At 43.4% G+C, this 12,861-nt stretch carries 14 protein-coding genes; 4 read left to right on the top strand and 10 right to left on the bottom strand.

The genetic code is table 11. From position 1 onward, the window contains the following. Positions 1-229: DUF2007 domain-containing protein (locus PHN32_00890; GenBank protein MDD3776151.1), on the top strand; the 229-nt coding region annotated here is incomplete at its 5' end. Here PHN32_00890 and PHN32_00885 read toward each other — a convergent pair. Further along, positions 226-1,047, bottom strand: coding sequence for an AAC(3) family N-acetyltransferase (locus PHN32_00885; protein MDD3776150.1), 822 nt, complete (start codon positions 1,045-1,047; stop codon positions 226-228). The two genes, PHN32_00890 and PHN32_00885, sit on opposite strands and share 4 nt — an antisense overlap. A 182-nt stretch (positions 1,048-1,229) precedes the next feature. Between PHN32_00885 and PHN32_00880 the strand changes: the two genes are divergently transcribed. Beyond that, a complete protein-coding gene (locus PHN32_00880; GenBank protein MDD3776149.1) occupies positions 1,230-2,528 on the top strand; it encodes an amidohydrolase family protein in 1,299 nt (432 codons plus the stop codon). Positions 2,529-2,567: 39 nt separating this feature from the next. On the opposite strand, the gene PHN32_00875 is transcribed toward PHN32_00880, so the two are convergent. Both PHN32_00875 and PHN32_00870 read right to left on the bottom strand, forming a co-directional pair. Then, the gene (locus tag PHN32_00875; protein MDD3776148.1) at positions 2,568-3,167 is read right to left on the bottom strand and encodes an HAD-IA family hydrolase; all 600 of its coding nucleotides are present in this window, start codon (positions 3,165-3,167) and stop codon (positions 2,568-2,570) included. Between the two features lie 40 nt (positions 3,168-3,207). Beyond that, positions 3,208-4,584, bottom strand: coding sequence for an NCS2 family permease (locus tag PHN32_00870; protein ID MDD3776147.1), 1,377 nt, complete (start codon positions 4,582-4,584; stop codon positions 3,208-3,210). 114 nt (positions 4,585-4,698) lie between these two features. On the opposite strand from PHN32_00870, the gene PHN32_00865 reads away from it, so the two are divergent. Next, complete coding sequence (locus PHN32_00865) at positions 4,699-4,899, top strand: hypothetical protein (GenBank protein MDD3776146.1); 201 nt, start codon at positions 4,699-4,701, stop codon at positions 4,897-4,899. Here PHN32_00865 and PHN32_00860 read toward each other — a convergent pair. The 6 genes from PHN32_00860 to PHN32_00835 form a co-directional block, all read right to left on the bottom strand. Then, positions 4,867-5,178, bottom strand: a complete 312-nt coding sequence (locus PHN32_00860) for a hypothetical protein (protein ID MDD3776145.1) — start codon at positions 5,176-5,178, stop codon at positions 4,867-4,869. The genes PHN32_00865 and PHN32_00860 overlap by 33 nt on opposite strands. Before the next feature lie 14 nt (positions 5,179-5,192). Next, entirely contained in the window at positions 5,193-5,786 is a 594-nt protein-coding gene (locus PHN32_00855; protein MDD3776144.1) for an RNA polymerase sigma factor, read from the bottom strand. Between the two features lie 22 nt (positions 5,787-5,808). After that, on the bottom strand, positions 5,809-6,993 hold the full coding sequence (locus tag PHN32_00850; GenBank protein MDD3776143.1) for a trypsin-like peptidase domain-containing protein: 1,185 nt from the start codon (positions 6,991-6,993) through the stop codon (positions 5,809-5,811). 9 nt (positions 6,994-7,002) lie between these two features. Next, entirely contained in the window at positions 7,003-8,352 is a 1,350-nt protein-coding gene (locus PHN32_00845) for an extracellular solute-binding protein (GenBank protein MDD3776142.1), read from the bottom strand. A gap of 69 nt (positions 8,353-8,421) precedes the next feature. Beyond that, positions 8,422-9,111 (bottom strand): L-ribulose-5-phosphate 4-epimerase, encoded by a 690-nt coding sequence (locus tag PHN32_00840; protein MDD3776141.1) that lies wholly within the window; start codon positions 9,109-9,111, stop codon positions 8,422-8,424. A 1-nt stretch (position 9,112) separates the two neighbouring features. Beyond that, the gene (locus PHN32_00835; GenBank protein ID MDD3776140.1) at positions 9,113-10,768 is read right to left on the bottom strand and encodes a ribulokinase; all 1,656 of its coding nucleotides are present in this window, start codon (positions 10,766-10,768) and stop codon (positions 9,113-9,115) included. A gap of 373 nt (positions 10,769-11,141) precedes the next feature. On the opposite strand from PHN32_00835, the gene PHN32_00830 reads away from it, so the two are divergent. Next, a complete protein-coding gene (locus PHN32_00830; GenBank protein ID MDD3776139.1) occupies positions 11,142-11,915 on the top strand; it encodes a class I SAM-dependent methyltransferase in 774 nt (257 codons plus the stop codon). A 36-nt stretch (positions 11,916-11,951) separates the two neighbouring features. Here PHN32_00830 and PHN32_00825 read toward each other — a convergent pair whose 3' ends face one another. After that, positions 11,952-12,860: a hypothetical protein gene (locus PHN32_00825; protein ID MDD3776138.1), complete on the bottom strand. Its 909-nt coding sequence runs from the start codon at positions 12,858-12,860 to the stop codon at positions 11,952-11,954. Position 12,861 lies beyond the last annotated feature (1 nt).

The raw sequence follows: 12,861 nt of genomic DNA, 5'->3' as shown, positions 1-12,861 counted from the left end.
AGTAGTTAATATGAAAGAAACCATTAAAATTTTCAGTTCCCGCATAGAGGCTGAGGTAGCTAAAAGCTTTTTAAAAAGTAATGGCATTGAAAGCTATGTATCCTCTGACGACGCCGGCCAGATGTATCCATCCCAGCAATGGGTAGGAGGGGTATACCTGTTAATAGATTCCAAAGATAAAGAGGCTGCCAGTCAGCTGTTAAGGGAAGAGGATGAATTGCACAATTAGGATGGCTGCCTACGGTTGTTTTCCATCCATTTTTCTGCAAAATCTACTAAGCTTTTTTGATTATACAACCTTATCCTGGCCAAACCCAGGGTAGCACAACCATACTCTTGCTGTTGTTCATATTCCTTACCAATCAGGTTAAAGTCATTGCATTCCAAATTGATATCATAAAAACTTTTCTCTACCCTTTGCCCCCCTATCATGATGGGAGCCCAACATTTGACAATCTTTTTGTGGGGATAATTAGCCCTATACTCTGCCAGGTGCAGGGAAGTATTGCTATCATGCCCTACCCCTATCAGCAAAACATATCCCTCTAGGTCATAAATTCTGGCCAGGGGCGAATACTGGCCCAAGCCAAAATCCAAGCTGTGTTTCCGGGTTATCTCAAGGGCATGTTTTCCCCAGGCACAAAATGAATAATGGGGATGGCAGCTCCTTATTACTCCCTTTTGCTTCCTGAAACATTCAGCTATATTTCCCATTCCCCGGGTGGGAGTAAGATCAGGCTGAAAGGCCGGCATGGCTGCCTTAATAGGAGCCCACCATGATTTGGGGACAGGAGGCAAAGACCATAGCCGGGGGTCTGAAAGATCGCCAGAATGGGAGGGCATAACCAGGGTTCCTTCCGGACCCAGTAAGCTTTCTAAGGCCATGATTACTGCAGGTTCCCTTCCACAAACCCAGCCCAGGGAACTAAGGGAACTGTGGACCAGCAGCACCATTCCCTCTTTTATTCCAGCCTCACAGAAACCCTGCTTCAAGCTATCTATGGTTTGTGGCTCTGCAGATCTTTTTATTACCTTTTCTTCGCTCACCGGTTAAAATCCTTTCAGTAAAATAGTTTATGTTAATCTAAATTTCCAACTATAACCGCGATAAACAGGTCTCATTAAATTATAAGGTATTTTAGTATTTTTTTTTACTTTTTAAAGGCTATTACCTAAAATAAGGATGTGGTATCCGCAGCTTTTGCCATCTGAAAACAGAAAGGTAAGCCATGCAAAGCAAACAGTTATCCCTGCAGATTGAAGCAGAGATAAATAAAATACCGATATTTGATACCCATGAGCATCTTATGTATGAATATGAGAGAAGGCAGCAGAAGATTGATTTTTTTCACCTGTTCAAACACTATGCATCTACCGATCTCATTTCTTCCGGCATGGACCGGACACAGTTTGAGTTGCTTCTAGATCCGGATGTTAATTTGGAAAAAAAATGGAAGCTGTTTAAGCCTTACTGGCCTCATATCGAAAATACCGGATACAGCCGCACTCTGCTCTCCGCTTTGGCTGACCTATATGGGGTGGAGCAAATAAACTTGGAGGCCGTAAAAAAGGTAACAGCTGCCATGCATAAAAACCAGCAGGCCAATTTCTACCATCAAGTCATTATAGAAAAAGCCAATATAGAATTTATGCTTAACGATTTGGATGGCATGGAAGCCAACCATATTAGCCAGACTGAACCTGATGCACCCTATTTTCTTCCCGTGTTCAGGCCCGACTTGCTGCTGGATATAAATACCACTGATAAATTGGAGCAGGTCCAGGCTAAGTATGACCGGCACATCCATAGCCTCAAAGACTTTACCGGTATTGTAGATTCCATAATGGAGCAGAGAAAAGACAGGCTTTACGGATTAAAAATAGGAGCTGCCTATTTTAGGAGAATTGATTTTGAACTGGTTACACCCCACCAGGCTGAAAATAGCTTGATAAAGGTACTCAAACTCAACCGCTATGAGTCTTTTGTTGACGGTTTAAGCGCTGCCATTATCAAGCCGTTCCAGGATTACATGATCCATTACTGTATTGTAAAGGCAATAGAGTTAAATATACCTGTCCAAATACATACCGGCTTGCTGGAAAGCAATTTAAATGATATCAGGAACTCAGATCCCTCTTATCTTACTCCAGTAATAATCCGGTACCGGCAGGCTAAATTTGATATTTTCCACGCTGGTTATCCCTTTACCGATAAGCTTATTGCCATGATAAAAATGTATCCCCACTGTTATTTTAACCTATGCTGGCTGGCCGAGGTTTCCATAAAACTTTATATGGATATACTGGACCGCATTATCGAGATTCTACCATCCAATAAAATTTTTGCTTTTGGGGGAGACTACATGTTTGTAGAAGGATGCTACGGTGCCCAAAAAAATGCCCGGAAGGCTGTAGCTGCAGTTTTGGCTGACCGGGTAATGCAGGGATACTTTAGCCCCGAACAGGCTGTCTTGTTTGCTTCCAAGATACTTAACAGCAATGCCAAGAATACCTATAAACCTGATTAAATTTTACTGCCCGGCGGTTTATATTTTAAAGTGCCTGTTTTACAGCAACTGGTATTTCCTTAAGGCCTGGTAAAGTCCTGAAATATGTTCAAACACCAATCCTTTCCCTCCCATATTGAGGAAGGCCTCAACATTTTGCCCCAGGTCATCTACCAGCAAAGAATTTTCAGCCGGTACCCTGGCCAGCTCAAGTGCCCGGCTATAAATTGCCGGTTCGGGCTTGCGTGCATTAACTTCATAAGAAAGAACTATCTGCTCAAATTGTTTAAATAATGGGAACTGCTTATATAGATATTGGAAGTGAAGCTCATCTGTATTGGACAGGGCAAACAACCTGGCCTTGCCTTTCAGTTTCTCCATTAATGGTTCAATTTGGGGCATCAGGGAAAATATATCTCCCCAGGCCCGGGCAAATTGTTTATAGTCCATATTTAAAGAGAGCATGGTTTTAACCTGTTCGTAAAAAGAGCGGGAAGTAATGCGGCCCTTTTCATACTGGTAAAACAGGCGGCCTTCAAACACCATATTATAAATTTCTGTTGGCAGGTAATGGCATTTTTCTGCCAGGTGCCGGCAGGTAATATGGTGGTCAAAGTCTAAAATAACTTTTCCTATGTCAAAAATTATCAGTTTTATCATATCTAAATAAAAGCGGGGCAGTTACCCGGCCCCCGTTGGGTTAAAACCCTGTTAATCCCTGGGCTAGTTTTTCAGCTGTAAAGGCCGCTGCAAACAGGACACTGGTTATTATCATCAAAGGATGCAATTGCCTGAACTTACCCTTAAACAGTTTTATTATAGTATAACTTATAAACCCAAAACCAATACCATAAGAAATATTAGAGGTAAAAGGCATAATTATGATAGTCAGCAATGCCGGTATGCCTATTTCCAAATCCTTAAAATCTATTTTAGATATAGCTTCCATCATCAAGAACCCGGTTATGATTAAAGCAGGAGCGGTAACCGGGTACCTGTAGATTCCCGGGGAAGTTAACACCCCTCCCCCCACTGTGGCTATCAAGGGCATAAAGAATATGGAAACCAAAAAAAGTATGCCGGTAACCGTAGGCATTATTCCAGTCCTTCCCCCTTCAGAAACTCCGGAAGCACTTTCTGCATGAGTGGTTACCGGGCCCGTTCCCAATAATCCTCCCCCTATGGTCCCCAGGGAATCTATTAACAATACCTTCTTCAGCCCGGGAAAGTTTCCCTTTCCGTCTATAAGCCCCGCTTTTTGGCCTACTCCCATAACTGTGCCCAGGCTGCCAAAAAAATCAGCCATAAACAGGGCAAATACCATTGTTAAGGCAATGATGTTAATCATGCCGCTTTCTACTACCGCTCCAGCCAGGTCTACCTTAAAAAAGGTAGAAAAACTTTGGGGGTGGGGAACCTGGAAAACCTGTTGGGGCAGGGGTATAATTTTAAAAATAACACCCATTGCAGCAGTCCCTGCAATGCCCAGCAGTATTCCTCCCTTGACCTTAAAGGCTACCAGCAATAATGTAAGTATCAACCCCAATGCCGCCAACCAGGTATGCCCAGCAGTAAAATCCCCCCAAGCTAACCCGTTATCGGTGGTTAAAGTTATAAAGCCTCCCTGTTTTGCTCCCATAAAAGCCAGGAACAATCCTATTCCTGCCCCCATAGCATATTTCAATCCACCAGGAATGGCATTTACCATCATCTGCCTGATTCTGGTAAGCACCAGAACAACAGCTAAGATACCTTCCATTATTATGATGCCCATGGCTTGCTGGAAATTTAGGCCTAACCCTAAAATCAAGGTAAGAATCACTACACTATTAATACCCAGGCTTGAAGCCAAGGCAAAAGGGGTGTTGGTAATCAATCCCATGGCTATACTCATTACCCCTGCTCCCAGGCAGGTAGCAATTGCCACTGATTCAAAAGGTATTCCTGTTTGGCCTCCCTGGGAAAGAATAGCTGGATTGACAAAGATAATATAGGCCATAGTCATAAAGGTGGTTATGCCCGAAATTATTTCAGTTTTGATATTGCCCTTTCTCTTCTTTAGTTTAAAGTAGTCCAAGCGTCCTATCCCTTCTTTGCTATGCTTTAAAAATAATAAACATTATAATAGTATTCTAGTATAATATATTAAATAATTTTATGGTTTATTTAAAATATTTTTAGATAGGCAAGTATGGATTTAATTAAAGATTTTTTTTCAAAGGAAAATATTGCAGAATTATTTGTAAAATTTTATGATTGGCTGCAGTCGGTACTGTTGGCCTTGTTTGGTAATATAGGTTATGAACCTATCCGTGATTTACTGGTCAATCCCTATTTCTGGATAATTATATTCTTCTTGTTACTGCTGGGGCTTATCTTTAGAAGGAGATAGGTATATCTTTTTAATTTCATAGATTATCAAAGAAATTACCAACAAGGATGCTGATAGCAAAAGTAAAAATTTTACAGGGTTGTTTCTTACACCTTCTGCAAACAGGTACAATCTGGAATTGTTCCGGCGTAGATACTCCATAAAGTCTTCATCTAATAGTTCCCGGTCTTTAGGGCTTACCTGGGATATCCTCTCCAAGATTTTTTCCTGGACAGTATTGTCTTGCGGCTGGATGGTTACGTCTTTGGCTATTTTGATGTATTTTTTTAAATTGTTCATAGTCTCTCCCCGGATTAGGGTTTTTTCTCTTTTAATTTTTCCTTAATCATTTTTCTGGCCCGGTGTATGTTAGTTTTTACGGTGCCTATGGGCTTATTGGTAAGCTGGGCTATTTCCCGGTAGCTGTAATCCTGTAGATCCCGCAATATTAGGGGTATTCTATAATTTTCATCCAGATCTACTATAATTTTTAGCACCTCTTTTAAAGTTTCGGTGGTAAAATAATCATTTTCCAGGTTTTGCCGGTAATTTTCAAATATGATTTCATAATCTTCGGTCATTTTGTCCAGGCTTACCTTTTTATCCTTGGTCTTGGATTTAAGCCTGATCTTATCTATGCAGGAATTTACGGTTAGTTTCCTCAACCAGGTTTTAAAGCTGGAAAGCCCCCTGAAATCCTTTATGGAAAGGTAAACCTTGACAAAAACTTCCTGGCTTACATCTTCAGCATCATGGCTGTCTCTCAGCATAAAAAAGGAGGTGGTATATACATAATGGGAGTATTTTCTGACTAACTGCTCAAAAGCAGCCTTGTCACCCTGCTTTGATTTCAGTACCAGTATTTTTTCAGGAGTCTCCCTTTTTTTTGATTCTTCCGGTGTTTTCAATATATTTCCCAATGGCCTGTATTTAATTACTGGGAGCTTCAACCAGTGTTAATTCCAGCTCCATGGGACTGCCATTACGGTAAAGCCTTATTTTAATAGTTTCCCCCACATTATGCCTTAAAATTTGGGCCAGCAGCTCATAGGTGGTAGTCACTTCCCTGCCTGCTATCTCCACAATTATGTCTCCTCTTCTTACCCCTGCTTCCTGGGCGGGGTAACCATTTAGCACCCCGGTTACATATACTCCCACTATATCTGTAGGGTTGGCACCCATCTCTATACCAATGAACGGTATCCTTGCTTCCCCATACTTTATTATCTGGCCGGCAATATTGGTAGCAGTATCGCTGGGTATGGCAAAACCTACCCCGGCGCTGGCGCCGGAGGTGGAAAAGATAAGGGTGTTAATTCCAATGACTTGACCCGAGGAATTAACCAAGGGGCCTCCGCTGTTTCCCTGGTTGATGGAGGCATCAGTCTGGATTAAGTCTACCATGGGCAGGGTGTCACTGGAGACAGATATGTCTCTTCCCTTGGCGCTTACCACTCCCATGGTAACCGTTTGTTCCAGTCCAAAGGGGCTGCCTATAGCTATGGCTATCTCTCCTACCTCTACGTTTTCTATGGAGGTAAAGTCGGCAGCGGGCAGATTATCTTTTTCTATTTTTATTACTGCTACATCAGTATTGGCATCCGAGCCTACCAAAACAGCCGGGTGCTCTGACCCATCAGCCAGCCTTACCATAAGCTCTTCTGCATCCCCGGCCACATGGTTGTTGGTAATAATATAGCCGTCATTGGTATAAATTACTCCTGAACCCAAACCCTCTGAATAATATTCATTACCAAATATGTCTTCCTGCTTAACGCTGACCCTTATATTTACTACCGATGGAGTAACTTTTTTAGCTACTTCGCTGATAGCTTTATCTATTGCCTGCAGGGATGGTATTTCTGCTGTATTTTTCTCAGAAAGTCCGGGCAGCTTTTGCTGCTCTTCTTCCGGCACTGGTGAAGGGTCGCTTTCCTGAGAGGGGGAAGAAAAAAATTGTCCCCTTAAAAGCTCGCCGGGGGAAACATTATTAGCCACCGATATTGCCCCCAGGGCAAACAGTCCCCCTAGAATAAGGAAAATTACTGCTACTGCAATTATGATTATCCCTTTAATAAAAAATGATTTTATTCCATCTTGTTCATACCTATCCATTACTCCTCCTTATTGCTGCAAAGATTCCTCCATCAACTGTTCTACAGTAATGCTGCCTGACCTTAACCTTATTCCATCTTCCTGTATCTTGGCTACAGCCTCTTCTATTGGAAATTCCTCTTCTAAAACTTTAGGCAAATTTATCCGAATGGAATCGCGTATAGCCCTGATTATACTATCAGGAGGAATGCCCCGGCATAGCTGGGCTTGAGTAAAGGCGTCGGCCAGTATCCTGTTATCCCTTATATATTCATCATCCTTGGCCGCTATGGTAGCGGGAAAGGTTCCTGTGTCCCTGGTCCATTTTATCTGCTGCTGATCTGAAAGCATAAAATCTATGAAACTTTGGGTTGCTTCCAGTTCTTGCCCGTAACAATTAGCATTTATCATAAAGCCTGTCCCCCATATAAGGGGAGTGGGCCTTCTATTTTCTCCATAAACTTCCGGTATCCTGGCAACTCCAATATTTAGATTTTCAGATATATATTCTTCAGCAGCAGTTATGCTGTTTATAATCATGTGTAAATTTCCGCTTTTAAACATGGCGTTCATTTCTTCATAACCGGTTGTCCTGGGAATGAGGGGTTCCTGCTGATCATAAATCATTAATAAAAACTCCAGGGTTTTTATAGTCCCTTCACTGTCCAAGCTTAGGGAATAATTGGCATAATCCACAATCCAGTCAGAATATCCTCCAATAAAAGGGATTATCCAGTCAGCTTCCATTTCATTTAGCATGAACCCATAAATCTGCTGCTGCTCATCATTGACTTCCTGGCAGTATTCCAATAGTGCTTCAAAATCCCCAGGCGGTGAATTGATATAATCCTGATTATAATAAAACACCAGAAAATCTTCCGCCCTGAAGGGGATTCCATAATTTTTGCCTTCATAAACAGATATTTCGGACAGGCCGTTTAAAAACTGCTGATAATCAAGATCTGTTATCTCTTTAATTACCTTGTTTTCTGCCAGTCTCTGCACATTTACCAAATCGGTTAAAATCAAGTCCGGCCCTGAACCGGCCAAACTGGCTGCTTCAAACTGGTCCAACAGCTCTTCCTCGCTCCTAATATGCCTGGTTTCTACTGCCACTCCCGGGTTTTCAGCCATAAACTCCTCTACTGAATCGATCAGGGTCAACCTTTCCTTAGGATTTATATAGTTCCATATTTCTATTTTTACATCAAGGGAGCCTTCCACCGGCAGAGGAGCTTCTATGGTTTCTGTCTCCGGCAGACTGGGCGCGGCTGTTTGTTCAGCAGGCTGCTCCAGCAGCCGGCAGGAACTTAAAGGCAACAGCAATGCCATCAACCCTATAATTATCCAGGCAACCTTTTTATTTGTTTCTGTCCTCATAGTGGTAAAATTATATTACAAATACGTTTATCATTCTATAATAGAAAAAAATTGAATTAAAGCGCCTTGCTATTGCTGCCCGTAATAAGCCTCCCGGCCGTGTTTTCTCAGGTAGTGCTTGTCCAATAGCGCTTTGCTGATATTTTTATGTTCAGGGTCTAACATCAGGGTATAAAGGCTGGATCTGGCTACCCATTCCAGCATAGTACTCATATATACCGCCTGGGCAGCATCTTTTCCCCAGGTAAAGGGGCCGTGGCTAGCCACCAGCACCCCCTGGCAGACCCTATAATCCAATGGCTTAAAGGTCTCCAAAATAAGGGTCCCAGTCTCCTGTTCATAATCTTTTTGTATCTGTTGGTCCGACATAGCCGGCGTGCAGGGCACCCCGCCATAAAAATAATCTGCATGGGTGGTACCCAGGCAGGGTATGGGCTTTTGAGCCTGCGCCCAGGAAGTGGCAAAAACCGAATGGGTATGGGCCACTGCCCCTATTTGGGGGAAACCTTTATAAAGCATAATATGGGTTTTGGTGTCAGAAGAAGGATTTAGTTTTCCTTCCACCTTATTGCCCTCCAAATCCAATATAACCATATCCTCGGGCTTCATTTCTTGATACTCAACCCCGCTGGGCTTTATGCAAACCAGCCCCTGGCTGCGGTCTATGGCAGAGACATTGCCAAAAGTATATATAACCAGACCCTGATTTACCAGTTCCAGATTGGCCTGGCATACTTCTTGTTTTAACCTTTCCAGCATGTTAAAGCTCCTTTAGTTGATCTTCTAAGCTGGAACCCAGCCTTTGGTATTGTTGGTACAGTTTTAAGTAAAATTTGGCTCTCCCCGCATCCGGTTTATAGGTAGCGCTAAAGCCGCTGCCCATATTTTTCTGTGCTTCTGCCACATCTTTATAAATTCCTGCTGCTATAGCCCCAAACATGGCAGCTCCCAAGGCTACTGTTTGTTCTGAAGTGGCAACCTTTACCGGCATGTCCAGCACATCGGCCAGGGTCTGCATAACCAGAGGGGATTTCTGGCTTATTCCTCCGATTCCTACTACATCTTCAATTTCTATGCCCTCCTGCCTGAATCTTTCTACAATAGCTTTTGCGCCTAAGGCGGTAGCCTCCACCAAAGCCCTGAATATTTTAGGGGCGGTGGTACCCAGGGTCAATCCAATGATGGCTCCTTTCAGTGTTTGGTCCGCATAGGGCGTCCTGCGGCCGTTTAGCCAGTCTAAAGCCAGCAGGCCAGTCTGCTCAGGCTCAATTTGCTCCGCCTGGCGGTCTAGTTCCGGTATTATTTTATCTGCCCATTTTTGTATCTGGTTCTCATCCATATCCCCGATATTTTTAGCGGGCCACAGCAGTATGTCCCTGAACCAGGCATAGACATCACCAAAAGAGGACTGCCCTGCTTCCAGGCCAATCATTGATGGTATTACCGAGCCGTCTACCTGGCCGCATATTCCTGCCACCAGTTTTTCCTTTTCCTGCCTGGGAGTAACCGCTATATCACAACAGGAAGTACCCAGTATTTTTACAAAGGTCTTCTCTCTTATCTCTGCCCCTACCGCTCCCATATGGGCGTCGAAGGCTCCTACCGATACTGCAATGCCTTCCGGCAGCCCCAATTTTTGAGCCCACTCTGCAGTCAGCTGGCCTGCTTTGGTGTCAGAGGTATAGGTCACTTCATAAAGCCTTTCCCTTAAATTGGATAGCAAAGGATCCACTGAAGCCAAAAATTCTTCAGGGGGCAGGCCTTGCCAGTCTGCATGCCACATGGCCTTATGCCCCGCTGCACAGCGCGACCTCTTGATTTTTTTCGGTTCTAAATTCCCGGTAAGCAGAGCGGGAACCCAGTCTGCATGCTCTACCCAGGACCAGGCAGCTTCTCTTACCTTCTCATCCTCCCTTAATATATGGAGTATCTTGGACCAGAACCACTCGGTGGAATATATGCCGCCTTCATACTGGGTATAATCAGGTCCTTCCCATGCCTTGGCAGCCTGATTAATCTCCTGGGCTTCCTTTACTGCCGTGTGGTCTTTCCACAATACAAACATGGCATTAGGGTTATCCTTAAATTCTTCCCGGAAAGCCAGCACCCGTCCGTCCTTATCTATGGGGCCGGGAGTAGATCCGGTAGTGTCTATACCAATTCCTGCTACCTGGCCGGCTACGGATTTGTCTACCTGGGCCAGTGCCTCTTTAACCGATTGCACCATAGCATCTATATGGTCCTGGGGGTGCTGCCTAAACTGGTTTTTTTCCGGATTGCAATACCGGCCTTCCTTCCATCTCTTAAAATAGGAAACACTGGTGGCAATTTCTTCCCCGTTGACGGCGTTAACCACCACTGTCCTTACTGAATCGGTACCAAAATCCAGACCTAGTACATATGACTGTGACTCCACCTCAAATCCTTTCTGTAATAAGATATTTAATATTTTAGTTCGTTATCATTATCCCTCTGATATTTAAATTAAACTGGCTACAATATTAATTTATGGCCGGCTTTAAAGGGTAAGCCCGGAACCTGCATTTTTTCTTACCGGCAATAGCTTAGTTTTGCAATAATTTAGCCGGCAGTTATGAATTATCAGTATTGTTTAAGCATAATGCCAAACCCAAAATGATTCAAGCTGCATCAGTGGCTGTTTTTAATTTTTTTAAGCTTACAGCACAGATAGATATTCCGCCAGTTATGGATACCAGCCTTGTACCAGAATCTCAAATGGAGTATATTGGTTTGGAATAATAATTAACCATTTATTAGAAGGAGTTACATTGACTAACCACGATGCTAATCACGACGAACTAATAATGGCTCAGTTCTCCAAACAGGCTATTCCCTTTTCCACCATAGCCGATCATTCAGACCAAGCAATATTTAATCTTATTATCAATACCTCTAAAATTACAGCTCAGGACAAAGTGCTGGACGTAGCCTGCGGACCCGGCATGATGTCTTTAGCTATAGCTAAACATGCCAAAGCGGTTACAGGGATAGATAAGGTGCCTGCCATGATTGAGCGGGCCCAGCAGCTTCAATCGGAGCAGGGCATTGAAAATATTGACTGGGCAGTAGGAGATATGTACAACTTGCCTTATCCTGACAACAGTTTTGATGTGGTAATAACCAGGTACTCCTTCCATCATTTACTTTATCCCCTGAAGGGGATGGTGGAGATGAAACGGGTATGTAAAAATGGCGGGCGGGTTTCCATAATAGACGTGGCCCCCCTTCCTGAAAGCCAGAAAGGCTATAACCAGGTGGAAAAACTTAGGGATCCTTCCACTACCAAAGCCCTTACTCCAGATCAATTTTTAAGCCTGGCAGAGGAAGCAGGGCTTAAAAACATAGATAATAAATACTATAAGCTGCCCCGGGAAATAGAAGACCAATTAGCCAACTCTTTTCCGAACCCGGGCGATGACCAGAAGATAAGGGAACTGATAAAAGCAGATTTGGGCCAAAATAATACTGGTTTCTCTCCCCAGATGATTGAAGGAAAAATTTATATGAATTATCCCCAAATCATTATGGTCTGCCAAAAATAGATCATGATATATTTACACCCAAAACCTTTGCAATATTTAGGCTTTGGGGTTGATTAAGGGAATCAGGTTTTGCTCAATAGACTCTTCGCCTGTGCCCACCTCTGCCTTAAATATGGCCCAATGTTCAGTATGATGCGCATAGTTCCTGGGCGCTATTTCCTGGAATGAACCCAGGGTTTCCATCTCTAGAATATCAGCATCGGTATAAATTTCAGTATTTACTCCATAATCCGGATAAAGGGCCTGGACATGGTAAGGGTAACGTTTAATAAATACCTGGCCTTCCAGCACATAGGCTATCCAACCCAGTTTATTTAATACCCCTAATTTCTGCTGAGCCGGCTGCCCGGGATCCTGGATTAATTGAATGTATTTTTTTCCCCATATCCACCTGGAATCCGACATGTCGGTATAGCCCCATAAAGCCATGGGTCTTACCGGGGTAAGCCTTTCTTCCAGGCTGACATAGGGTTCTTGTGGAATTATTGCCCGGCCCTTAACATTCATAACAGTTAAGCTCCAGGGAGCAAAACGGATATCCCATAGGTTATGATTTATTATTCGGTGTATCACCTTGACCCGGTTGGTATCCGTAAAGGAAATTTCGATTTGTTTCTGCAGGCCGGTACTGGTCTCGGTCTTTTGGGTTAAAATAACAGTATTGGATTCCAGGCTGTAATCTACCGGCTCGTTATCAGGATAGTAGGTCCTGGGTTTGGCTTCGGGGCTGTGCCATAGTCTATGTCCTCCATAGCTTCGCCACTGCGTACCTCCTGTTTTCCCCTGTTCTGATTTAAATTCCTTAAACAGGTTTTGTTCTCCTATAAAGCCAAATCTTACCACCCTGGGCCCTACTTCGGTAGTGCAGACCAGCTCCACTTCCTCATTGTACATCCTAATGCAGTTCTTCCACCCGCCAAAATTATAATTATCCTCTATATTCACC

The organism is Actinomycetota bacterium (assembly GCA_028698215.1).
In the GTDB taxonomy this organism is placed as follows: Bacteria; Actinomycetota; Humimicrobiia; order Humimicrobiales; family Humimicrobiaceae; genus Halolacustris.
The sequence above is the reverse complement of the archived record's forward strand: the minus strand, read 5'-3'. Positions and strand labels throughout refer to the sequence as shown.

Coding starts and splice junctions, on each gene's coding strand:
- PHN32_00875 (MDD3776148.1), bottom strand. CDS start 3,167: ATGATAAAACTGATAATTTTTGACATAGGAAAAGTTATTTTAGACTTT.
- PHN32_00850 (MDD3776143.1), bottom strand. CDS start 6,993: ATGGATAGGTATGAACAAGATGGAATAAAATCATTTTTTATTAAAGGG.
- PHN32_00860 (MDD3776145.1), bottom strand. CDS start 5,178: ATGAACAATTTAAAAAAATACATCAAAATAGCCAAAGACGTAACCATC.
- PHN32_00845 (MDD3776142.1), bottom strand. CDS start 8,352: ATGAGGACAGAAACAAATAAAAAGGTTGCCTGGATAATTATAGGGTTG.
- PHN32_00840 (MDD3776141.1), bottom strand. CDS start 9,111: ATGCTGGAAAGGTTAAAACAAGAAGTATGCCAGGCCAATCTGGAACTG.
- PHN32_00865 (MDD3776146.1), top strand. CDS start 4,699: ATGGATTTAATTAAAGATTTTTTTTCAAAGGAAAATATTGCAGAATTA.
- PHN32_00880 (MDD3776149.1), top strand. CDS start 1,230: ATGCAAAGCAAACAGTTATCCCTGCAGATTGAAGCAGAGATAAATAAA.